The organism is Kluyvera georgiana, from assembly GCF_050990895.1.
Lineage (GTDB): Bacteria > Pseudomonadota > Gammaproteobacteria > Enterobacterales > Enterobacteriaceae > Kluyvera > Kluyvera georgiana.
This window is the reverse complement of record NZ_CP158865.1, coordinates 4725448-4747273: the sequence shown is the minus strand read 5'-3', so window position 1 is coordinate 4747273 and position 21826 is coordinate 4725448. Positions and strand designations below refer to the sequence as shown.

The window sequence follows — 21826 nt, the reverse complement described above, 5'->3', positions numbered from 1 at the left end:
TCCAATTTTGAGAGTTATTGTAATGCGCGCAGCAGCGCATCGTTGTCTGCGCTATCGGCAACCTGAATTTCCTGCCAGCCCATTTCCCGGGCCAGTTTTGCAATGCGCTCGCTCACCACCAGTAACCGGCATTTGAGCAACCAGCTCTCCCGGTACCAGAGGGGAATCAGCGCCCAAAGCTGTTGCAGCATTTCGCCGCTGGTGACCACAATCGTTGAGACGCCTCGCGACTGCCAGCGCATGGCTTCTTCCGCGCCGTCGTAGTGAATGGCGCTGCGCTGATAGCATTCACACAGCGTCACGTCGGCGCCGCGCGAGATTAACGTTTCGGCGAGCAGTTCGCGGCCACCGTTACCGCGCAGGATAAGCGCCTTCTTTCCCGCAATATTTTGTAATTCAGGTAATTGTAGCAATACTTCGCTGATTTCCCGATCTAAAGGGTAGCGTACGTCAGCCCCGCTGACCTGATGCAGCGCGAGCGCTGTGGTGCGGCCAATCGCAAAATAGCGGGGAGAGGTAGGCCAGCGAAGACGCTGTTGTTGTAACTGGGCCTGGGCAAAGCTCACCGCATGTTGCGACAACGCGAAGGCTAAATCCCCGTCGTCCAGCGCGCCAAGCGCCTGACCGAGCGTATTAAGTTCGCGACCGGGGGCGAATTCAATCAGCGGGAAACTCCAGGCTACTCGCCCCAGCGCGCGCAAACGGCTCACGAGCGCTTCACTTTGCGGGGCGGGGCGGGTAACCAGAATGGTCATACTGAGGCGTCTCCGTCGTAGACAGCGGCAAGAATTTCTCGCGCGCCGTTATCGAGCAGCTCTTCGGCCAGCGCAATGCCCATTTTCTCGGCCTCTTCCGGCTGGCCGCGACGCTCGCCGCAAACCATTTGACTGCCGTCGGGCGCGCCAACCAGCGCGCGCAGCCACAGTTCGCCATCAATGAGTTCAGCATAGCTGCCGATAGGCACCTGACAGCCGCCTTCCAGCCGCGTGTTCATCGCCCGCTCGGCGCGCACGCGGACAGCGGTGTCGTCATGATTCAACGGCGCCAGCAGCGCACGCGTTTTTTCGTCGTCGAGGCGGCACTCAATGCCGACTGCGCCCTGGCCTACGGCCGGGAGCGACTCTTCCGGCGACATCGGCTGGCGGATGCGGGCATCCAGCTCCAGACGTTTAAGACCGGCTACGGCCAGGATAATCGCATCGTAGTCGCCGTTGTCGAGTTTGCTCAGGCGCGTGCCGACGTTGCCGCGCAGCGAGCGGATCACCAGATCCGGGCGACGTTTGGCCAACTGGCACTGGCGGCGCAGGCTGGAAGTGCCGACGACGCTGCCAGCAGGGAGATCGTCCATACAGGCATAATGGTTCGAGACGAAGGCGTCACGCGGGTCGTCGCGCTCGCAGATGGTCACCAGCCCCAGCCCTTCGGGGAACTCAACCGGCACATCTTTCATCGAATGCACGGCGATATCGGCGCGGTTTTCAAGCAGTGCCAGCTCCAGCTCTTTGACAAAGAGCCCCTTGCCGCCCACTTTTGCCAGCGGCGTATCAAGGATCACATCGCCGCGCGTGACCATCGGGACAAGCGTCACCGTCAGCCCGGGATGGCAGGCCTCCAGGCGTTCTTTTACATAGTGCGCTTGCCAGAGCGCGAGCGGGCTCTGACGTGTGGCAATTCTCAAAACTTTGTCTAACATGCTTGTTACCGTCATCTATCGTCCGTTGTCCATCCTAACATTGTTGCCTTAATGATGTTAGTTTTCAGGGATTCATACCCTGAACAATTCGCGATGCAGGAAACGTGCCTTCAGCTTAAACGGAGACAAGCATAAACGGGGTTGTGTTTACCGTTCATTACTGGCACTGTCTTGATCGTATGCCGGGGTTTACAGCAGCATTCAATGCTACACTTGTTGTAGTGCAACATTCTTTACGGTCAACCGGCAAGGTGTTAAATTGATCACGTTTTAAACCATTTTTTGTCCAGAATTCGATAATGACAACGGCGGACGAAAAACGGTAACGGTTCTTCTTGTTGAAATATTAAAACCTCCGTACCGCTTTAACAGGATACGTCGAGGTTTTGAACATCAGGCGATATGTCTTGTACCTCTATATTGAGACGCTAAAACAGAGACTGGATGCCATCAACCAACTGCGCGTGGATCGCGCGCTTGCAGCCATGGGCCCTGCTTTCCAGCAGGTATACAGTCTACTGCCGACATTATTACATTATCATCATCCGCTGATGCCGGGTTACCTTGACGGTAACGTTCCCAAGGGCATCTGCCTTTACACGCCTGATGAAACCCAACGCCATTACCTCGACGAACTCGAGCTGCATCGCGGCATGCCGCCGCAGAGCACGGCCAAGGGCGAACTGCCGATTACCGGCGTTTACACCATGGGCAGCACCTCGTCCGTTGGCCAGAGCTGTTCGTCCGATCTGGATATCTGGGTCTGTCACCAGTCGTGGCTCGATAATGATGAACGCCAATTGTTACAGCGCAAATGCAGCCTGCTGGAAAGCTGGGCGGCATCGCTGGGGGTTGAAGTCAGCTTCTTCCTGATCGACGAGAACCGTTTCCGTCATAACGAAAGCGGCAGCCTCGGTGGGGAAGACTGTGGTTCAACGCAGCACATTTTACTGCTCGACGAATTTTACCGTACGGCGGTGCGCCTGGCGGGCAAACGTATTCTGTGGAATATGGTGCCGTGCGAAGAAGAAGATCATTACGATGACTACGTGATGACGCTCTACGCCCAGGGCGTTCTGACGCCAAACGAATGGCTCGACCTCGGTGGATTGAGCTCGCTCTCCGCCGAAGAGTACTTTGGCGCCAGCCTGTGGCAGCTGTATAAGAGTATCGACTCACCGTACAAAGCGGTGTTGAAAACCCTGCTGCTGGAAGCCTACTCGTGGGAGTATCCCAACACGCGCCTGCTGGCGAAGGATATTAAACAGCGTCTGCATGACGGCGAGATCGTCTCCTTCGGTCTTGATGCTTACTGCATGATGCTGGAACGCGTGACCGAATACCTGAAGGCCATTGACGACGAAACCCGTCTCGACCTTGTCCGCCGCTGCTTCTATCTGAAAGTGTGCGAAAAGCTTAGCCGTGAACGCGCTTGCGTTGGCTGGCGTCGCGAAGTGGTGGGCCAACTGGTGAAAGAGTGGGGCTGGAGTGAAGAGCGTCTGGCGATGCTCGACAACCGCGCCAACTGGAAAATCGACCAGGTCCGCGAAGCGCACAACGAACTGCTCGACGCGATGATGCAGAGCTACCGTAACCTGATTCGCTTCGCTCGTCGTAACAACCTGAGCGTTTCCGCCAGTCCGCAGGATATCGGCGTGCTGACGCGTAAGCTGTACGCCGCGTTTGAAGCGCTGCCGGGCAAAGTGACGCTGGTGAACCCGCAGATCTCCCCGGACCTGTCCGAACCGAATCTAACCTTTATCTACGTTCCGCCGGGACGCGCCAACCGTACGGGTTGGTACCTTTACAACCGCGCGCCGAACATGGAATCCATCATCAGCCATCAGCCGCTGGAATATAACCGCTATCTCAACAAGCTGGTGGCCTGGGCCTGGTTTAACGGCCTGCTGACTTCACGCACGCGCCTGTTTATTAAGGGCAACGGCATTGTTGATCTGGCGAAACTGCAGGAGATGGTTGCTGACGTATCGCACCACTTCCCGCTGCGTCTGCCTGCGCCAACGCCGAAAGCGCTGTACAGCCCGTGTGAAATTCGCCATCTGGCGATTATCGTCAACCTCGAATACGACCCGACGGCGGCCTTCCGCAATCAGGTGGTGCACTTCGATTTCCGCAAGCTGGATACTTTCAGCTTTGGCGAAGATCAGAAGTGCCTGGTCGGCAGCGTCGACCTGCTGTATCGCAACTCGTGGAACGAAGTGCGTACGCTGCACTTCAACGGCGAGCAGGCGATGATCGAAGCGCTGAAAACCATCCTCGGTAAAATGCACCAGGATGCCGCGCCGCCGGACAGCGTCGAAGTGTTCTGCTACAGCCAGCATCTGCGCGGCTTGATTCGTACCCGCGTGCAGCAGCTGGTCTCCGAGTGTATTGAACTGCGCCTTTCCAGTACGCGTCAGGAAACCGGCCGCTTCAAAGCGCTGCGTGTCTCCGGGCAAACCTGGGGCCTGTTCTTTGAGCGTCTGAACGTGTCGGTACAGAAGCTGGAAAACGCCATCGAGTTTTACGGCGCGATTTCGCATAACAAGCTGCACGGTCTGTCGGTGCAGGTTGAGACCAACCATGTGGAGTTGCCGCCGGTGGTGGATGGTTTTGCCAGCGAAGGGATTATCCAGTTCTTCTTCGAGGAATCGGGCGAAGATCAGGGCTTTAATATCTACATTCTCGACGAGAGTAACCGCGCAGAGGTGTATCACCACTGTGAAGGCAGCAAAGAGGAGCTGGTGCGCGACGTTAGCCGCTTCTATTCCTCGTCGCACGATCGCTTCACCTACGGCTCAAGCTTTATCAACTTCAACCTGCCGCAGTTCTATCAGATTGTGAAGGTTGACGGTCGCGCGCAGGTGATTCCGTTCCGCAGCCAGGCCATCGTGCCGCCGCCGTCAAACCACGACAACAATAACGCGCCGCTGTTACAGCAGTACTTCTCTTAATCATGATGCCGGATGGCGGCTTCGCCTTATCCGGCCGACTCGTTTCGTGTTTTTTGTAGGCCGGATAAGGTGTTTACACCGCCATCCGGCGATCAGCCTTAGCGGAAACTCACTTCCTCACCCGCCTGCTGCGTGGCTGCCTGCTCCAGCAGATTCCAGAACGTTTCGCCGCTGCGATCGCACACCCACTCGTCACCTTTCAGGTCAAAATGATAGCCGCCCTGTTTGGTCGCCAGCCACACCTGGTGCAGCGGTTCCTGACGGTTAATAATAATTTTGCTGCCGTTTTCAAAGCTGATGGTTAACACGCCGCCGTTAATTTCACAGTCGATATCGCTGTCGCCGTCCCAGTCGTCCAGACGTTCTTCGATGGTCAGCCACAGGGTATCGGCCAATTGATGAAATTCACTGTCGTTCATTGTTTTATCCCGCTATTTAGTGATAGCGGCAGTATAGCGTGAAACAAATCACGTTGCAGTCAGGCGCTTAACGCTTGCTTTTGCGCCTTCTCCTGCGATGATAGAAAATAGAAAGCATTGAACTACAGGCATCTTAATAATGAATAAGATTTTTCGACCGCTGGCTTTGTTACTTGCACTGTTTAGCCTTGCAGGCTGCGGCCTGAAGGGCCCGCTCTATTTCCCTCCGGCTGATAAGACGGCGGCACCGCCGACCAAACCCGTGACGCCGCCTGTGCAGAGCGCAACGCCGGATCGTAACGATCGTGGCGACGACGGCGGCCCGACGCAGGTTAACTACTGATTCCGTTCTGTACCGCGCAACTGGAGTAGATGATGCAGTTCTCTAAAATGCATGGCCTCGGCAACGATTTTATGGTCGTCGACGCGGTAACGCAGAATGTGTTTTTTTCGCCTGAGCTGATCCGCCGACTGGCGGACCGCCATCTTGGCGTGGGTTTTGATCAGCTGCTGGTTGTCGAACCGCCTTACGATCCGGACCTGGATTTTCACTACCGCATTTTCAACGCCGACGGCAGTGAAGTCTCTCAGTGCGGCAACGGCGCGCGCTGTTTTGCCCGCTTTGTGCGTCTGAAAGGGCTGACCAATAAACGTGATATCCGCGTCAGCACGGCCAACGGGCGTATGGTATTAAGCGTCACGGAAGATGACCTGGTACGCGTCAATATGGGCGAGCCGAACTTTGAGCCCTCGCAGGTTCCGTTCCGCGCCAATAAAGCGGAAAAGACCTATATTATGCGTGCGGCCGAGCAGACAGTATTGTGCGGCGTGGTTTCCATGGGGAACCCGCACTGCGTGATTCAGGTCGACGACGTCGATACGGCGGCCGTTGAAACGCTGGGCCCGGTGATGGAAAGCCATGAACGTTTTCCAGAACGCGCTAACATTGGTTTTATGCAGGTCGTGAAACGCGATCACATCCGCCTGCGCGTGTACGAACGCGGTGCGGGTGAGACTCAGGCCTGTGGAAGCGGTGCGTGTGCGGCGGTTGCCGTCGGTATTCAGCAGGGCTTGCTGGCGGAAGAAGTGCGCGTGGAATTGCCGGGCGGGCGTCTTGATATCGCCTGGAAAGGCCCGGGCCAACCGTTGTTTATGACTGGCCCGGCGGCACATGTCTATGACGGATTTATTCATCTATGAAACAGGTTGGGGAAGAACAGCAGGACGCCATCACCGTGCTGAATGACGGCGCGGTGGTAGACTATCTGTTGCAACATCCTGAATTCTTTATTCGTAATGCCGCTGCCGTCGAGCAGATGCGCGTCCCGCACCCGGTGCGGGGCATGGTTTCGCTGGTCGAGTGGCATATGGCGCGCTCGCGCAACTATATCGCGATGCTCGAAGAGAATATGAGCCAACTGATGGAGCAGGCGACGGCCAACGAAGGGTTGTTCTATCGCTTGTTGCATCTGCAAAACCGGCTGGCGTGCGCCGAAAGCCTGGACGATTTGCTGCTGCGCTTTCACCGTTGGGCGCGCGAGCTGGGGCTGGCGGGGGCGTCGATAAGACTGTTCTCCGACCGCTGGCGGCTTGGCGCTCCCTCTAAACACACCGATCTGGTGCTCTCTCGTCAGGCGTTCGAGCCGCTGCGCATCCAACGCTTAGGTCAGTCAAACCACTATCTGGGCACCCTCAACGGTCCGGAACTGCTGCTGGTGCTGCCAGAAGCCAAAGCGGTAGGTTCGGTAGCCATGTCGATGATGGGCAGCGATGGCGACCTCGGGGTGATTCTCTTCAGCAGCCGTGATCCGCACCACTATCAGCCTGGGCAGGGAACGCAGCTGTTGCAGGAAATCGCCTTAATGCTGCCTGGCCTGCTGGAACGATGGATTGAACGCGAATGACCAGCGATACCGCATTGGGGCAAGACGTTACCCGTTTCCTGCGCTATCTCGGCGTTGAGCGGCAGCTCAGCCCCATCACCCTCCTGAATTATCAGCGTCAGCTTGATGCCATTATTGAACTGGCCGAAGGTATGGGCCTGCGGAATTGGCAACAATGTGATGCTGCGATGGTACGCAGCTTCGCCACCCGCAGCCGCCGTAAGGGGCTGGGAGCGGCAAGCCTGGCGCTGCGCCTGTCGGCCCTACGCAGCTTCTTTGACTGGATGGTCAGCCAGGGCGTGCTGCCCGCTAACCCGGCGAAAGGGATTGCCGCGCCAAAAGCGCCGCGCCACCTGCCGAAAAATATCGACGTCGACGACGTTAACCGCCTGCTGGATATTGACCTTAACGACCCGCTGGCGGTGCGCGACCGCGCGATGCTGGAAGTGATGTACGGCGCGGGCCTGCGTCTGTCCGAGCTGGTCAATCTGGATATCAAACATCTGGATCTCGATACCGGTGAAGTATGGGTGATGGGCAAGGGCAGCAAAGAACGCAGGTTGCCGATTGGCCGTAACGCCGTGGCGTGGATTGAACACTGGCTCGACCTGCGCGGGCTGTTTGGGAGCGACGAAGATGCGTTGTTCCTCTCAAAGCTCGGCAAGCGTATTTCGGCCCGTAACGTGCAAAAACGTTTTGCCGAATGGGGCGTGAAGCAGGGTCTGAACAGCCACGTGCATCCACACAAGCTGCGCCACTCGTTTGCGACCCATATGCTTGAGTCAAGCGGCGATCTGCGCGGCGTGCAGGAGCTACTGGGCCATGCCAACCTTTCGACCACCCAAATCTATACCCATCTTGATTTCCAACACCTTGCTTCGGTGTACGATGCGGCGCATCCGCGCGCCAAACGGGAGAAATAATGCGTTTTTATCGACCGCTGGGCGCGATTGCCGCGTTGACGTTTGACCTTGACGATACCCTTTACGATAACCGCCCGGTGATTGACCGCACGATGCAGGAGTCGCTGAACTTTGTGCGCGGTTACCACCCGGCGCTGGCGAACTTTGATGCCCGCACGCTTCAACAGTGGCGCGATGCGCTGCTGAAGACCGAGCCGGAAATTTATCACGACGTCACCGAATGGCGCTGGCGTGCGCTGGAGTCAGGGATGCGACAGCTGGGGTTAACGGCCCAGGAAGCGAAAGCCGGTGCCGATGCGGCGATGGATAACTTCGCCCACTGGCGTAGCCGGGTTGACGTACCACAGGAAACCCACGATACCCTGCAAAAGCTGGGCAAAAAGTGGCCGCTGGTGGCGATTACCAACGGTAACGCACAGCCGGAGCTATTTGGTCTGAGCGGCTATTTTGAGTTTGTGCTCCGCGCCGGGCCGGACGGGCGCTCGAAGCCGTTTGCCGATATGTATCACCTGGCGGCAGAAAAGCTCAACGTACCGCTCGGCGAGATTTTGCACGTGGGCGATGACCTGACCACCGATGTCGCGGGCGCCGTGCGCTGTGGGATGCAGGCCTGCTGGATCAAGCCGGAAAATGCCGATCTGATGCAGACCGCCGACAGCCGTTTGTTGCCGCACATTGAGATTTCCCGGTTGGCATCTCTGACCTCGCTGATATAATTCTGTATAAATTCCCAGTGTTCGCTACGCTAAGTCCTTCGACGCGGTACGAATGATTTAGCGTAGTGGTTCTCTTTTTATTGACCGACGGTGCCATCAATGGACGTTTCTTACCTGCTCGACAGCCTCAACGATAAACAACGCGAAGCCGTCGCGGCGGAGCGAACCAACATGCTGGTGCTCGCCGGGGCAGGCAGCGGCAAGACGCGCGTGCTGGTGCACCGCATCGCCTGGCTGCAAAGCGTCGAAAACTGCTCGCCGTACTCCATTATGGCCGTCACCTTTACCAACAAAGCGGCGGCGGAAATGCGCCACCGTATTGGTGAGCTGATGGGCACCTCGCAGGGCGGCATGTGGGTTGGCACCTTCCACGGTCTGGCGCACCGACTGCTGCGTGCGCATCACCTGGACGCCGGCTTGCCGCAGGATTTCCAGATTCTCGATAGCGAAGATCAGCTACGCCTGCTCAAACGCCTGATTAAAGCGATGAACCTCGACGAAAAGCAGTGGCCGCCGCGCCAGGCGATGTGGTTTATCAACAGCCAGAAAGATGAAGGGCTGCGCCCGCACCATCTGCAAAGCTACGGCAACCCGGTCGAACAGACCTGGCAGAAGGTCTATCAGGCCTATCAGGAGGCGTGCGATCGCGCGGGGTTGGTGGATTTCGCCGAACTGCTGCTGCGCGCCCATGAACTGTGGCTCAACAAGCCGCACATTCTGCAGCACTACCGCGAACGCTTTACCAATATTCTGGTGGACGAATTCCAGGATACCAACAACATTCAGTACGCCTGGATCCGTCTGCTGGCGGGCGACACCGGCAAGGTGATGATCGTGGGCGATGATGACCAGTCGATCTACGGCTGGCGTGGGGCGCAGGTGGAGAACATCCAGCGCTTCCTCAACGATTTCCCCGGTGCCGAAACCATCCGTCTGGAGCAGAACTACCGTTCAACCAGCAATATCCTGAGCGCGGCGAACGCCCTGATTGAAAACAACAACGGACGTCTGGGCAAAAAACTGTGGACCGACGGCGCCGACGGCGAGCCGATTTCGCTCTACTGCGCGTTTAACGAGCTCGACGAAGCCCGCTTTGTGGTGAACCGAATTAAAACCTGGCAAGACAACGGCGGCGCGCTGGACCAGTGTGCCATTCTCTATCGCAGCAACGCCCAATCGCGTGTGCTGGAAGAGGCCTTGCTGCAAGCCAGCATGCCGTACCGCATTTATGGCGGGATGCGCTTCTTCGAACGTCAGGAAATCAAAGATGCGCTCTCGTACCTGCGCCTGATTGCCAACCGTAACGACGATGCGGCATTTGAGCGTGTGGTGAATACGCCAACCCGCGGCATTGGCGACCGTACGCTGGACGTGGTACGTCAGACGTCGCGCGATCGCCAGCTGACGCTGTGGCAGTCCTGCCGCGAGCTGCTGCAAGAGAAAGCGCTGGCTGGCCGCGCCGCGAGCGCTTTACAGCGCTTTATGGAGCTGATTGACGCGCTGGCGCAGGAAACGGCCGATATGCCGCTGCACGTGCAGACCGATCGGGTGGTCAAAGATTCCGGCCTGCGCATGATGTACGAGCAGGAAAAAGGCGAAAAGGGCCAGACGCGTATCGAAAACTTAGATGAACTGGTGACGGCAACGCGCCAGTTCAGCTACAACGAAGAAGACGAAGATTTAATGCCGCTGCAGGCGTTCCTGTCCCATGCGGCGCTGGAGGCCGGGGAAGGTCAGGCCGATACCTGGCAGGATGCGGTACAGCTGATGACCCTGCACTCGGCCAAAGGTCTGGAGTTCCCGCAGGTGTTTATCGTCGGGATGGAAGAGGGGATGTTCCCAAGCCAGATGTCGCTGGATGAAGGCGGCCGTCTGGAAGAAGAGCGCCGTCTGGCCTACGTCGGCGTCACCCGCGCGATGCAGAAGCTGACGCTAACCTATGCCGAAACCCGCCGTCTGTATGGTAAAGAGGTTTATCATCGCCCGTCGCGTTTCATCGGTGAACTGCCGGAAGCCTGCGTAGAAGAGGTGCGTCTGCGCGCGACCGTCAGCCGTCCGGTGAGCCATCAGCGAATGGGGACGCCGATGGCGGAGAATGATACCGGCTACAAACTCGGCCAGCGCGTGCGCCACGCTAAGTTTGGCGAGGGCACCATCGTCAACCTGGAAGGCAGCGGTGAACACAGCCGTTTGCAGGTCGCGTTCCAGGGTCAGGGAATTAAATGGCTGGTGGCGGCCTACGCCAGGCTGGAAACGGTATAACTTTCAGAAAAATATCATTATTTTGTAACGATCTGCTAGCCTTACGGAACAGAAGGTAATTAATCCCGGTTAGCGTTTCGTTGCGTGTTGACGCCGTTTTTTTGCTGGCGTAACATGCGCGCACGATTACGCTAAGAGGACAAAGCCTTGGACACACCCAGTAGATGCTGGCTCACCTTCCTGTCATTCAGGAACAACTCCTAAGGCTATCCTCAAATGCTGATAGCCTTAGCGGTTGTCAGCGACCCGTATTTTATCCCGTCGCATTGAGTCAGGCTGTTTAATGGTCTGAAACCCCTGTAGTTTCTGTGTGCCCACCGGCTGTCCGATAATTTTTTGCATTGGGAGTCCCGGTCATGCTGAGCGCATTTCAACTGGAAAATAATCGTTTAACGCGTCTGGAAGCGGACGAAATCGAACACCTCGCCAGCTCGGTGTGGGTCGATTTAGTCGAGCCGGATGACGATGAACGTAACCGTGTGCAAAAGGATTTGGGCCAGAACCTGGCCACGCGCCCCGAACTGGAAGACATCGAAGCATCCGCGCGTTTTTTTGAAGACGAAGACGGCCTGCATATTCACTCCTTCTTCTTCTACGAAGATGCGGACGATCACGCCGGTAACTCCACCGTCGCATTCACCATCCGTGAAGGGCGACTGTTTACCCTGCGCGAGCGCGAGCTGCCGGCGTTCCGCCTGTATCGTATGCGTGCACGTAACCAGTCGATGGTCGATGGCAACGCCTACGAGCTGCTGCTGGACCTGTTCGAAACCAAAATCGAACAGCTGGCGGATGAAATTGAAAACATCTACAGCGACCTGGAAAAGCTCAGCCGCGTGATTATGGAAGGGCACCAGGGCGATGAGTACGACGAAGCGCTGTCCACGCTGGCCGAGCTGGAAGATATCGGCTGGAAGGTTCGCCTGTGTCTGATGGATACCCAGCGCGCGCTGAACTTCCTCGTGCGCAAAGCACGTTTACCGGCCAGTCAGCTGGAGCAAGCGCGCGAAATCCTGCGCGATATCGAATCCCTGCTGCCACATAACGAATCGCTGTTCCAGAAGGTTAACTTCCTGATGCAAGCGGCGATGGGCTTTATCAACATCGAGCAGAACCGCATCATCAAGATCTTCTCGGTGGTGTCCGTGGTGTTCCTGCCGCCGACGCTGGTGGCTTCAAGCTATGGGATGAACTTCGAGTTTATGCCGGAGTTGAAGTGGAGCTTTGGTTATCCGGGCGCGATTATCTTTATGATTCTGGCGGGGCTTGCGCCGTACCTGTACTTCAAGCGCAAGAACTGGCTGTAATGGTTGTGCCGGATAGCGGCTTCGCCGATCCGGCAATACCGTAGGCCGGGTAAGGCGTCGCCGCCATCCGGCACTGCTTTAGCCCTGACGCCCCCGTCTTTGCGTATAGATCGCATCCATCACGAAAATCGCCAGCGCTACCCAGATAAACGCGAACGTGACCATCTTATCCGCCCCCGGTACCTCACCGTAGAACGTCACCGCCAGCAGGAACATCAGCGTTGGGCCGATATACTGGAAAAAGCCCAGCGTGGAAAGGCGCAGACGCGTTGCCGCGCCGGTAAAGCACAGCAGCGGAATGGTGGTCACGACGCCTGCGGCGATCAGCAGCAGATTCAACGACCACGAGTTGTTGCCCATGTGGCTGGTGGCGCTGTCGGCGATGCCGAAAAGATAAATCGCCGCCACCGGCAGCAGCCAGAGCGTTTCGAACAGCATCCCGGTTTGTGCATCGACGGCAATTTTCTTACGAACCAGGCCGTAGAAGGCGAAACTGAACGCCAGACCCAACGCGATGATCGGCAGTGAGCCGAAGGTCCACAGCTGTACCAGCACGCCACAGATAGCCAGAATCACCGCCAGCCACTGCATGCGGCGGAAGCGCTCGCCGAGGAAAATCATGCCCAGCAAAATATTCACCAGCGGGTTAATGAAATAACCGAGGCTGGCCTCCAGCATGTGGTGGTTGTTAACCGACCAGATAAACAGCAGCCAGTTACCGCCGATCAGCACCGCCGACAGCGCCAGCAGAAAGACCTTTTTCGGGGTTTTCAGCAGCGTTCGCACCTGCGGCCATTGGCGGCTGATGCTAATCAAGGCCACCATAAAGAAAAACGACCAGATGACGCGGTGGGTCAGGATCTCATCGGCAGGGACGTAGTAAATCAGCTTGAAGTAGGCTGGAGCGATGCCCCAGATAAAATAGGCGGCAAGGGCGAGAAGTACGCCCTGACGCGTTTGTTTGGGATCCATGTGAAACATCCATTACGAAAAAGTCATGTAATGTTACGCGATTCTGGCGGTTATCCCACCATATAAGTCGCCGTCGCGCTGGCAATATGCGTATTCTCTTCGTTATGTAGCTCAACGCGCGCCACGGCAACCTTGTTCCCGGCTCGCAGCAGCGTGCTGCTGGCGGTAAAGCGCGTACCGCGGCCCGGACGCAGATAGTCCACGCGCAGATCGATGGTGCCCATTTTCGACAGCCGCTGGCGCAGCTCGTCTTCATTAATGGTGTCGTGGCGCGTCAGCGTGCTGCCTACGCACACCAGCCCGGCGGCCACGTCCAGCGCTGAGGCGATCACACCGCCGTGCAGAATGCTTTGCGCCCAGTTTCCCACCATCATCGGCTGATTGTTAAAGCTCAGCTGCGCAAAGGCTTTTTCGTAGACTTCCAGCTCCAGATTCAGAGCGCGGTTAAACGGCATATGGTAGACAAAGATTTCCCCAACCAGCTTGAGCGCTTCGGCGGCGGTGAGTTCGGCAGACATAATGACCTTATTTTTGTATGTTAATAAAATGTTGATTTTATGCCGATTGAATGTTGATTTCTACTTTCGGAAAGGTTTGATGAGCAAGAACAACGTAAAAAGGTAGAATGAGTGTCATTTTGTTATTCATTGTTTTTATATATCTCAGGGGAAAGTGACTGATGCGATTCTCAAGGAGTGGGTTATTGGCGTTGCTGCTGCCTGCCTCGGCGCTGGCGCAGGAAGCGACGATTAAGGAGGTACATGATGTACCGGCGGTGCGTGGCAGTATTATTGCGAACCTGCTGCAGGAGCATGACAATCCGTTCACGCTCTACCCTTATGAAAGCAACTACCTGCTGTATACCTGGACCAGCGATCTCAATAAAGAGGCGATTCGCTCCTACGACTGGGCTGAGAACGCGCGTAAGGACGAGGTGAAGTTTCAGCTGAGCCTGGCTTTCCCGCTGTGGCGCGGCATTCTGGGAGATAACTCGGTGCTGGCGGCTTCCTACACGCAGCGCTCCTGGTGGCAGCTTTCTAACAGCGGTGAATCCGCGCCGTTTCGCGAAACCAACTACGAGCCGCAGATGTTCCTGGGCTTCGCCACCGACTATCGCTTTGCCGGCTGGACGCTGCGCGATGTTGAAGTGGGCTTTAACCATGACTCAAATGGCCGATCTGACCCGACCTCGCGCAGCTGGAACCGCCTGTATACGCGGCTGATGGCGCAAAACGGCAACTGGCTGGTGGAAGTCAAACCCTGGTATGTGATCGGCGATACCGACGATAACCCGGATATCACCAAATATATGGGATACTACCGGTTGAAAATCGGCTATCAGCTGGGTGATGCGGTGCTGAGCGCGCAGGGGCAGTACAACTGGAACACCGGCTACGGCGGCGCAGAGCTGGGCGTCAGCTATCCGATCAGCAAACATGTGCGCGTCTATACTCAGGTCTACAGCGGCTACGGTGAATCGCTTATTGATTACAACTTCAATCAAACCCGCGTTGGGGTGGGTGTGATGCTTAACGACCTGTTTTAACAGGGTATCCGACGGTTTGTTGCGAGCATGGCCGAAGGATTTCGTCTAAAACATTGCAGTTTGGCACGCAGGCGCTGAAAATAGCGCCTGTTTTTATTTTCAGGTAAATGGGGTCAACGTGGCACAGGCGGAAGTTATCAATCAGGAATCGCTGGCTAAACAGGTTTTGCAGGAGACCTTTGGCTATCAGCAATTCCGCCCGGGCCAGGAAACCATCATCGATACCGTGCTCAGCGGCCGCGACTGTCTGGTCGTGATGCCTACCGGAGGCGGTAAATCCCTTTGTTATCAGATTCCTGCACTGGTAATGGACGGCCTGACGGTGGTGGTTTCACCGCTGATCTCGTTGATGAAGGACCAGGTCGATCAGCTGCTGGCAAACGGCGTGGCGGCGGCGTGCATCAACTCCACTCAGACCCGTGAACAGCAGCAAGAGGTGATGGCTGGCTGCCGCACCGGGCAGATTCGCCTGCTCTACATTGCCCCTGAACGTCTGATGCTGGATAACTTCCTTGAGCATCTGGCGCACTGGAACCCGGTGATGCTGGCGGTCGATGAGGCGCACTGTATTTCGCAGTGGGGCCACGATTTCCGCCCGGAATATGCCGCGCTGGGACACCTGCGCCAGCGCTTCCCGGCGCTGCCATTTATGGCGCTGACCGCCACCGCCGACGACACCACCCGCAGCGATATTGTGCGCCTTCTGGGGCTGAACGATCCCCTGATTCAAATCAGCAGCTTTGACCGGCCTAACATTCGCTACATGCTGATGGAGAAGTTTAAGCCGCTCGACCAGCTGATGCGTTACGTGCAGGAGCAGCGCGGTAAATCCGGCATTATCTACTGCAATAGCCGCTCGAAGGTGGAGGACACCGCCGCGCGTCTGCAAAGCCGGGGAATTAGCGCCGGAGCCTATCATGCCGGGCTGGAAAATGACGTGCGCGCTGATGTGCAGGAGAAATTCCAGCGCGATGACCTGCAAATCGTGGTTGCGACCGTCGCGTTTGGTATGGGCATCAACAAACCTAACGTGCGCTTTGTGGTGCACTTTGATATTCCTCGCAACATCGAATCCTACTATCAGGAGACTGGCCGCGCCGGGCGTGATGGCCTGCCTGCGGAGGCGATGCTGTTTTACGATCCGGCGGATATGGCATGGCTGCGCCGCTGTCTGGAAGAAAAGCCAGAAGGCATGCTGCAGGATATCGAGCGGCATAAGCTCAATGCGATGGGGGCCTTTGCTGAAGCGCAAACCTGCCGTCGTCTGGTGCTGCTGAACTACTTCGGCGAAGGGCGTCAGGAGCCGTGCGGCAACTGCGATATCTGCCTCGACCCGCCAAAACAGTACGACGGCGTGCAGGATGCGCAGATTGCGCTGTCGACCATTGGCCGGGTGAACCAGCGCTTTGGCATGGGCTACGTGGTGGAGGTGATTCGCGGCGCGAACAGTCAGCGTATCCGCGAGTTCGGCCACGATAAGCTGAAGGTCTACGGGATGGGGCGTGATAAAAGTCATGAGCATTGGGTTAGCGTCATTCGCCAGCTGATCCACTTAGGCTTTGTCACGCAAAACATCGCCCAACATTCAGCTCTCCAGCTCACGGATGCCGCGCGCCCGGTGCTGCGCGGTGAAGCGCCGCTGCAGCTTGCCGTACCGCGTATCGTGGCGCTGAAGCCACGTGTGATGCAGAAAGCGGCGGTCGGCAACTACGACAAACAGCTGTTTGCCAAGCTGCGTAAGCTGCGTAAAGCCATCGCCGATGAAGAAAATATCCCGCCGTACGTTGTCTTTAACGATGCGACCTTGATTGAAATGGCCGAGCAGATGCCTGTTTCGCCGAGCGATATGCTTAGCGTCAACGGCGTGGGAACGCGTAAGCTTGAGCGTTTTGGCCGCGAGTTCCTGGCGCTGATTCGCGCTCACGTTGATGGTGACGATGAAGAGTAGTCAGTTGACGGAAAAAGTGTCAGGATAGTCACTCACTGTACTATTTTCCGCGAATTTATTGTCCCGTTGGGTAGGTCTATCATGATAACGCTATTTCTTACCGTGGCGCTGGTGCACATCATTGCGTTGATGAGCCCTGGTCCAGACTTCTTTTTTGTCTCGCAGACTGCCGTCAGCCGCTCGCGTAAAGAGGCGATGATGGGTGTGCTGGGGATTACCTGCGGCGTTATGGTCTGGGCGGGCGTGGCGCTGCTTGGCCTGCATCTGATTATCGAGAAAATGGCGTGGCTGCATACCATTATCATGGTCGGCGGCGGTCTGTATCTGTGCTGGATGGGCTACCAGATGCTGCGCGGGGCGTTGAAGAAAGAGAAAGCATCGACGGAATCCGAACCGCAGGTTGAACTGGCGCAGGGTGGACGCAGCTTTATGAAGGGGCTACTGACCAACCTGGCGAATCCGAAAGCGATTATCTATTTTGGCTCGGTGTTCTCACTGTTCGTTGGCGACAGCGTTGGCGCGGGCGCGCGCTGGGGCATTTTCCTGTTGATTATCCTGGAAACGCTGACGTGGTTCACCGTGGTGGCCAGCCTGTTTGCGCTGCCGGCGATGCGTCGTGGCTATCAGCGTGCGGCGAAGTGGATTGATGGCGTAGCGGGGACATTGTTTGCCGGTTTCGGTATTCACCTGATTATTTCGCGCTAACCGCGTAGGCCCACTCGTCATGAGTGGGCCCGATTCGTCCTTTTCTCTGCGTCAGGCATGCCTTGCCGATGCCAGCAGCGCGCCAACCAGCATAAACAGCGAACCGAACACCTTATTCAGCGCCTTCATTTGTTTCGGCCCTTTAATCCACGCCGAAATACGCTGCGCCAGCGTGGCGTAGCCAATCATCACGATGATATCGACCACGATAGTGGTGACCCCAAGGACCAGGTACTGCATCACCTGCGGCTGGTGTGGCACGATAAACTGGGGGAACAGCGCGGCAAGAAACACAATGCTCTTTGGGTTAGTCAGGTTAACGAACACCGCGCGCTGGAACAGCTTGCCGCGTGATTGCGTTTTGGCCAGCGTTTTCAGGTCAATAGAGCCTGCCGCGCGCCACTGCTGGATACCCAGCCAGATAAGATATGCCGCGCCTGCCCATTTCAGCACTTCAAAGGCAATCACTGAACGGGAGAAGAGGGTACCCAGACCGATGCCTACCAACACGATATGGATAGCCAGCCCGGCCTGCAACCCGGCAATCGACGCCGCCGCGCCGCGGTAGCCGTGGTTGATGGAGGTGGTCATCGTATTGATCGCCCCTGAGCCCGGAGAGAGGCTTAGAATTATGGATGTTAGTAAGTAGGCGAACCACCATTCGAAGGTCATGAGAAACTCCCTGATTGTCTGTTTTTATGCCACAATACGCTATTGTCCAGACGTTGTGTGAGACGTCACAAAAAAACAATTTTCAGCGGTTAACAGGGGTGGAAGCCCGATGTTTCAACAGCAAAAGGATTGGAATACAAGAGAAAACGCGTTTGCTGCGTTTACCACCGGCCCGTTGATGGATTTCTGGCGTGGACGGGAAGAGGCGGAGTTTGTCGGCGTCGATCGCGTTCCGGTACGATTCGTACGTTTCAGCCAGCCCGCGCACGACCGGGTTATTGTGGTCTGCCCGGGGCGAATTGAAAGCTACGTCAAGTACGCTGAACTGGCATACGATCTTTTCCACAGCGGTTTTGATGTCCTGATTATCGACCACCGCGGTCAGGGGCGTTCCGGGCGTATGTTGTCCGACACCCATCGTGGCCACGTGGCGAAATTCAGCGACTACGTCGACGATCTTGCCGCCTTCTGGCAGCAAGAAGTTCTGCAGGGACGCTGGCGTCAGCGGTTTATTCTCGCCCATTCCATGGGGGGAGCAATTGCGACGCAGTTTTTACAGCGTAATCCCCAGGGCTGTGATGCCATCGCGCTTTGTGCGCCGATGTTCGGTATTATCATGCGTCTGCCAGAATGGGTTGTGCGGCCGCTTCTCGATTGGGCTGAGGGCCATCAGCGTCTTCGTGAAGGGTATGCAATGGGAACAGGCCGATGGCACGCGCTGCCGTTTAGCCTTAACGTATTGACCCATAGCCGCGAACGTTATCGGCGCAACGTGCGTTTTTACGCCGATGAACCCCGGTTGCGCGTGGGCGGGCCAACGTACCACTGGGTCAGAGAAGGCATTCTGGCAGGAGAACAGATTCTTGCCGACGCCGCAAACGACGCGTTTCCGCTGCTGCTGATTCAGGCAGAAGAAGAACGCGTGGTGGATAACCGCATGCACGATCGTTACTGCGCCCTTCGCGCGGAAGCGGGCCACCCTTGTGAGGGCGGTAAACCGCTGGTCATCGAAGGCGCCTATCATGAGATCCTTTTTGAAAAGGACGCTATGCGCTCAGTAGCACTCAATGCCATCGTCGATTTTTTCGGTCGACACCCTTAATTCGGCGCTAGCGCCGCACTTTTTAGAGGTTAAATTCGAATATGTACCAGGTAGTCGCATCTGATTTAGATGGCACCTTACTCTCCCCTGACCACCACTTAACGCCGTATGCCAAAGAGACGCTACAGCTGCTGACCGAGCGCGGCCTGCACTTTGTGTTCGCCACCGGTCGTCATTATATTGATGTTGGTCAGATTCGCGATAATCTGGGGATCAAATCCTACATGATCACCTCCAACGGTGCGCGCGTGCACGATGCTGACGGCAAACAGGTCTTCGCCCACAACCTCGATCGCGATATTGCCGCCGATCTCTTCGGCATCGTCAATGCCAACCCGGATATCGTGACCAACGTCTATCGTGACGACGAATGGTTTATGAACCGCCATCGTCCGGAAGAGATGCGTTTCTTCAAAGAAGCGGTGTTCAACTACACCCTGTATGAGCCGGGTTTGCTGGAACCGGAAGGCGTCAGCAAGGTGTTCTTCACCTGCAACGACCACGAAACGCTGCTGCCGCTGGAGCAGGCGATCAACGCCCGTTGGGGCGATCGCGTGAACGTGAGCTTCTCGACGCTGACCTGTCTGGAAGTGATGGCGGGTGGCGTGTCGAAAGGCCACGCGCTGGAAGCGGTGGCAAAAGCAATGGGCTATACGCTAAAAGACTGTATTGCCTTTGGCGACGGCATGAACGATGCCGAAATGCTGTCGATGGCGGGTAAAGGTTGCATCATGGCCGGCGCGCACCAGCGTCTGAAGGATCTGCATCCGGACCTCGAAGTGATCGGGTCAAACGCCGATGACGCGGTACCTCACTACCTGCGCGATATGTACTTGCGATAAAAAATTGACGACTGGCTATTTAGTGGTCAGTTGTCAGCCTTCAACTCCGCTACAATGCGTGTTCATTTTCCAATCGGACATTCATTGTGGCGCTCCTGATTATTACCACGATTCTGTGGGCCTTTTCGTTCAGCTTCTACGGCGAATACCTTGCCGGGCATGTAGACAGCTATTTTGCGGTGCTGGTGCGCGTGGGCCTGGCGGCGCTGGTGTTCCTGCCATTTCTGCGTACGCGCGGACACAGCCTGAAAACCGTCGGGCTGTATATGCTGGTGGGGGCGATGCAGCTGGGCATCATGTACATGCTGAGCTTCCATGCCTATCTCTATCTGACGGTCTCCGAGCTGCTGCTCTTTACCGTGCTGACGCCGCTCTATATCACGCTGATTTATGACCTGATGAGCGGGCGCCGCCTGCGCTGGAGCTACGCTTTTAGCGCACTGCTGGCGGTGATCGGCGCGGGCATTATTCGTTACGACCACATCACCAGCCACTTCTGGACCGGTCTGATTCTGGTGCAGTTATCGAACATCGTCTTTGCCATCGGTATGGTTGGCTATAAACGTCTGATGGAAACCCGGCCGATGCCGCAGCATAACGCTTTTGCCTGGTTTTATCTCGGGGCGTTTCTGGTTGCGGCGGTGGCCTGGATGCTGCTCGGCAACGCGCAAAAAATGCCGCAAACCTTGCCGCAGTGGGGAATTCTGGTGTTTCTGGGCGTCGTCGCGTCGGGGATGGGGTACTTTATGTGGAACTACGGCGCCACGCAGGTGGATGCGGGCACCTTAGGCATCATGAACAATATGCATGTGCCTGCGGGGCTGCTGGTTAACCTGGCAATCTGGCACCAACAGCCGCATTGGCCGAGCTTCCTTACAGGCGCGGCTGTGATCCTGGCCTCGCTGTGGGTGCATCGGCACTGGGTCGCTCCGCGTTCTTCACAAACGGCAGATGATCGCAAGCGTGGTTCCGCGCTGAACGAATAAACGCGTCCATCACCGGCTGACGCTGCTCACCATCGCGCACGGCGGCGTACAGCCGGCTCCACAGACCTTCGCCCAGGGTTTTGGTCACCACCAGACCCTGGCGCTCAAAACTCTCCACCACCCAGTGCGGCAGGGCGGCAATGCCCATCCGCGCGGCCACCATCTGAATCAGCAGCAACGTGTTATCCACGCTTTTCAGCTGCGGGCTAATGCCTGCTGGCTGAAGGAAATGACGCCAGATATCCAGACGCTGACGCTGTACCGGATAAATCAACAGCGTTTCTGCCGCCAGATCTTCCGGGGTAATTCGCGCTTTGGTCGCCAGCGGATGGTCCGGCGCCAGAATCAGGCGCACTTCGTAATCAAACATTGGCGAATAGTGCAGACCGCTACGCGGCAGGATGTCGGAGGTCAGCACGATATCCAGCTCGCTTTGCTGTAGCGCCGGCTGTGGGTCGAAGGTGACGCCGGACTTAAAGTCCATCTCTACCTGCGGCCACTGCTTATGGAAGTTTTCCAGCGCGGGCGTCAGCCACTGAATACAGCTATGGCACTCAATGGCGATGCGCAGCGTCGCCTGCTGCGGTTCATGACAGGCCTGAAGCGCCTGGGTTATTTGCGGCAACACCTGATTGGCCAACTGCAGCAGGATTTCGCCCTGCGGCGTAAAGCGCAGCGGCTGGCTCTTGCGGACAAAAAGTCGAAAGCCGAGGCGCTGCTCCAGATCGCTGAACTGGTGGGAGAGGGCGGATTGCGTCTGATGCAGCGTCGCCGCTGCCGCTGCGAGCGACCCGCAGCTCCGCAACGCCTGGAGCGTTTTCAGATGTTTAATTTCAATCATGAAAGTCCTTCACTTCGGCATGAACAATTTGCGCTTGAGGATTATACAGTACCTT

General features: G+C 56.8%; 22 protein-coding genes. 15 read left to right on the top strand and 7 right to left on the bottom strand.

What is annotated here, in order from left to right; genetic code table 11:
- Positions 1-14: 14 nt before the first annotated feature.
- Both hemD and hemC read right to left on the bottom strand, forming a co-directional pair.
- Entirely contained in the window at positions 15-755 is a 741-nt protein-coding gene (gene hemD, locus ABTW00_RS22450; RefSeq protein ID WP_433637719.1) for a uroporphyrinogen-III synthase, read from the bottom strand.
- Positions 752-1693: a hydroxymethylbilane synthase gene (gene hemC / locus ABTW00_RS22445; protein ID WP_065357477.1), complete on the bottom strand. Its 942-nt coding sequence runs from the start codon at positions 1691-1693 to the stop codon at positions 752-754. The genes hemD and hemC overlap by 4 nt, the downstream gene beginning before the upstream one ends.
- Before the next feature lie 407 nt (positions 1694-2100).
- Between hemC and cyaA the strand changes: the two genes are divergently transcribed.
- The gene (cyaA, locus tag ABTW00_RS22440) at positions 2101-4647 is read left to right on the top strand and encodes a class I adenylate cyclase (RefSeq protein ID WP_064546437.1); all 2547 of its coding nucleotides are present in this window, start codon (positions 2101-2103) and stop codon (positions 4645-4647) included.
- Between the two features lie 98 nt (positions 4648-4745).
- Here the strand turns inward: cyaA and cyaY are convergent, their stop codons facing one another.
- Positions 4746-5066 carry an iron donor protein CyaY gene (cyaY, locus tag ABTW00_RS22435; RefSeq protein WP_064546439.1) on the bottom strand — a complete coding sequence of 107 codons (321 nt, stop codon included), beginning with the start codon at positions 5064-5066 and terminating at the stop codon, positions 4746-4748.
- A 139-nt stretch (positions 5067-5205) separates the two neighbouring features.
- Between cyaY and lptM the strand changes: the two genes are divergently transcribed.
- The 8 genes from lptM to corA all read left to right on the top strand — a co-directional run bounded on the left by lptM (position 5206) and on the right by corA (position 12157).
- On the top strand, positions 5206-5409 hold the full coding sequence (gene lptM / locus ABTW00_RS22430) for an LPS translocon maturation chaperone LptM (protein WP_064546440.1): 204 nt from the start codon (positions 5206-5208) through the stop codon (positions 5407-5409).
- 32 nt (positions 5410-5441) lie between these two features.
- A complete protein-coding gene (gene dapF, locus ABTW00_RS22425) occupies positions 5442-6266 on the top strand; it encodes a diaminopimelate epimerase (protein ID WP_064546442.1) in 825 nt (274 codons plus the stop codon).
- Positions 6263-6970: a DUF484 domain-containing protein gene (locus ABTW00_RS22420; protein ID WP_064546444.1), complete on the top strand. Its 708-nt coding sequence runs from the start codon at positions 6263-6265 to the stop codon at positions 6968-6970. Before dapF ends, ABTW00_RS22420 begins: the two co-directional genes overlap by 4 nt.
- Entirely contained in the window at positions 6967-7872 is a 906-nt protein-coding gene (gene xerC, locus ABTW00_RS22415) for a tyrosine recombinase XerC (RefSeq protein WP_064546446.1), read from the top strand. The genes ABTW00_RS22420 and xerC overlap by 4 nt, the downstream gene beginning before the upstream one ends.
- Positions 7872-8588, top strand: coding sequence for a 5-amino-6-(5-phospho-D-ribitylamino)uracil phosphatase YigB (gene yigB / locus ABTW00_RS22410; RefSeq protein WP_433637714.1), 717 nt, complete (start codon positions 7872-7874; stop codon positions 8586-8588). The genes xerC and yigB overlap by 1 nt, the downstream gene beginning before the upstream one ends.
- A gap of 99 nt (positions 8589-8687) precedes the next feature.
- Complete coding sequence (gene uvrD / locus ABTW00_RS22405) at positions 8688-10850, top strand: DNA helicase II (RefSeq protein WP_271447635.1); 2163 nt, start codon at positions 8688-8690, stop codon at positions 10848-10850.
- 147 nt (positions 10851-10997) lie between these two features.
- Entirely contained in the window at positions 10998-11054 is a 57-nt protein-coding gene (gene ysgD, locus ABTW00_RS22400; RefSeq protein ID WP_368301982.1) for a YsgD/CorL family protein, read from the top strand.
- Between the two features lie 152 nt (positions 11055-11206).
- Complete coding sequence (gene corA, locus ABTW00_RS22395; RefSeq protein ID WP_433637711.1) at positions 11207-12157, top strand: magnesium/cobalt transporter CorA; 951 nt, start codon at positions 11207-11209, stop codon at positions 12155-12157.
- Positions 12158-12235: 78 nt separating this feature from the next.
- On the opposite strand, the gene rarD is transcribed toward corA, so the two are convergent.
- Complete coding sequence (gene rarD, locus ABTW00_RS22390; protein WP_433637709.1) at positions 12236-13129, bottom strand: EamA family transporter RarD; 894 nt, start codon at positions 13127-13129, stop codon at positions 12236-12238.
- Between the two features lie 50 nt (positions 13130-13179).
- Positions 13180-13647 carry an acyl-CoA thioesterase YigI gene (yigI, locus tag ABTW00_RS22385; RefSeq protein ID WP_271447634.1) on the bottom strand — a complete coding sequence of 156 codons (468 nt, stop codon included), beginning with the start codon at positions 13645-13647 and terminating at the stop codon, positions 13180-13182.
- Positions 13648-13808: 161 nt separating this feature from the next.
- Between yigI and pldA the strand changes: the two genes are divergently transcribed.
- The 3 genes from pldA to rhtC all read left to right on the top strand — a co-directional run bounded on the left by pldA (position 13809) and on the right by rhtC (position 17328).
- Positions 13809-14675, top strand: a complete 867-nt coding sequence (gene pldA / locus ABTW00_RS22380; RefSeq protein WP_064546457.1) for a phospholipase A — start codon at positions 13809-13811, stop codon at positions 14673-14675.
- 118 nt (positions 14676-14793) lie between these two features.
- A complete protein-coding gene (gene recQ, locus ABTW00_RS22375) occupies positions 14794-16623 on the top strand; it encodes an ATP-dependent DNA helicase RecQ (RefSeq protein WP_163448178.1) in 1830 nt (609 codons plus the stop codon).
- Positions 16624-16704: 81 nt separating this feature from the next.
- Positions 16705-17328 carry a threonine export protein RhtC gene (gene rhtC / locus ABTW00_RS22370; RefSeq protein ID WP_433637705.1) on the top strand — a complete coding sequence of 208 codons (624 nt, stop codon included), beginning with the start codon at positions 16705-16707 and terminating at the stop codon, positions 17326-17328.
- 51 nt (positions 17329-17379) lie between these two features.
- Here rhtC and rhtB read toward each other — a convergent pair whose 3' ends face one another.
- The gene (gene rhtB / locus ABTW00_RS22365) at positions 17380-18000 is read right to left on the bottom strand and encodes a homoserine/homoserine lactone efflux protein (protein WP_433637702.1); all 621 of its coding nucleotides are present in this window, start codon (positions 17998-18000) and stop codon (positions 17380-17382) included.
- 109 nt (positions 18001-18109) lie between these two features.
- Between rhtB and pldB the strand changes: the two genes are divergently transcribed.
- From pldB to ABTW00_RS22350, 3 genes are all read left to right on the top strand, one after another.
- The gene (gene pldB, locus ABTW00_RS22360; protein ID WP_065357469.1) at positions 18110-19102 is read left to right on the top strand and encodes a lysophospholipase L2; all 993 of its coding nucleotides are present in this window, start codon (positions 18110-18112) and stop codon (positions 19100-19102) included.
- A gap of 41 nt (positions 19103-19143) precedes the next feature.
- The gene (yigL, locus tag ABTW00_RS22355; RefSeq protein ID WP_064546464.1) at positions 19144-19944 is read left to right on the top strand and encodes a sugar/pyridoxal phosphate phosphatase YigL; all 801 of its coding nucleotides are present in this window, start codon (positions 19144-19146) and stop codon (positions 19942-19944) included.
- 86 nt (positions 19945-20030) lie between these two features.
- A complete protein-coding gene (locus ABTW00_RS22350; protein ID WP_065357468.1) occupies positions 20031-20930 on the top strand; it encodes a carboxylate/amino acid/amine transporter in 900 nt (299 codons plus the stop codon).
- On the opposite strand, the gene metR is transcribed toward ABTW00_RS22350, so the two are convergent.
- On the bottom strand, positions 20818-21771 hold the full coding sequence (gene metR / locus ABTW00_RS22345) for an HTH-type transcriptional regulator MetR (protein ID WP_433637698.1): 954 nt from the start codon (positions 21769-21771) through the stop codon (positions 20818-20820). The genes ABTW00_RS22350 and metR overlap by 113 nt on opposite strands.
- Positions 21772-21826 lie beyond the last annotated feature (55 nt).

Coding starts and splice junctions, on each gene's coding strand:
- rhtC (WP_433637705.1), top strand. CDS start 16,705: ATGATAACGCTATTTCTTACCGTGGCGCTGGTGCACATCATTGCGTTG.
- uvrD (WP_271447635.1), top strand. CDS start 8,688: ATGGACGTTTCTTACCTGCTCGACAGCCTCAACGATAAACAACGCGAA.
- cyaY (WP_064546439.1), bottom strand. CDS start 5,066: ATGAACGACAGTGAATTTCATCAATTGGCCGATACCCTGTGGCTGACC.
- hemC (WP_065357477.1), bottom strand. CDS start 1,693: ATGTTAGACAAAGTTTTGAGAATTGCCACACGTCAGAGCCCGCTCGCG.
- metR (WP_433637698.1), bottom strand. CDS start 21,771: ATGATTGAAATTAAACATCTGAAAACGCTCCAGGCGTTGCGGAGCTGC.
- rhtB (WP_433637702.1), bottom strand. CDS start 18,000: ATGACCTTCGAATGGTGGTTCGCCTACTTACTAACATCCATAATTCTA.
- hemD (WP_433637719.1), bottom strand. CDS start 755: ATGACCATTCTGGTTACCCGCCCCGCCCCGCAAAGTGAAGCGCTCGTG.
- yigI (WP_271447634.1), bottom strand. CDS start 13,647: ATGTCTGCCGAACTCACCGCCGCCGAAGCGCTCAAGCTGGTTGGGGAA.
- xerC (WP_064546446.1), top strand. CDS start 6,967: ATGACCAGCGATACCGCATTGGGGCAAGACGTTACCCGTTTCCTGCGC.
- pldB (WP_065357469.1), top strand. CDS start 18,110: ATGTTTCAACAGCAAAAGGATTGGAATACAAGAGAAAACGCGTTTGCT.
- yigL (WP_064546464.1), top strand. CDS start 19,144: ATGTACCAGGTAGTCGCATCTGATTTAGATGGCACCTTACTCTCCCCT.
- dapF (WP_064546442.1), top strand. CDS start 5,442: ATGCAGTTCTCTAAAATGCATGGCCTCGGCAACGATTTTATGGTCGTC.
- lptM (WP_064546440.1), top strand. CDS start 5,206: ATGAATAAGATTTTTCGACCGCTGGCTTTGTTACTTGCACTGTTTAGC.
- yigB (WP_433637714.1), top strand. CDS start 7,872: ATGCGTTTTTATCGACCGCTGGGCGCGATTGCCGCGTTGACGTTTGAC.
- pldA (WP_064546457.1), top strand. CDS start 13,809: ATGCGATTCTCAAGGAGTGGGTTATTGGCGTTGCTGCTGCCTGCCTCG.
- corA (WP_433637711.1), top strand. CDS start 11,207: ATGCTGAGCGCATTTCAACTGGAAAATAATCGTTTAACGCGTCTGGAA.
- rarD (WP_433637709.1), bottom strand. CDS start 13,129: ATGGATCCCAAACAAACGCGTCAGGGCGTACTTCTCGCCCTTGCCGCC.
- ABTW00_RS22420 (WP_064546444.1), top strand. CDS start 6,263: ATGAAACAGGTTGGGGAAGAACAGCAGGACGCCATCACCGTGCTGAAT.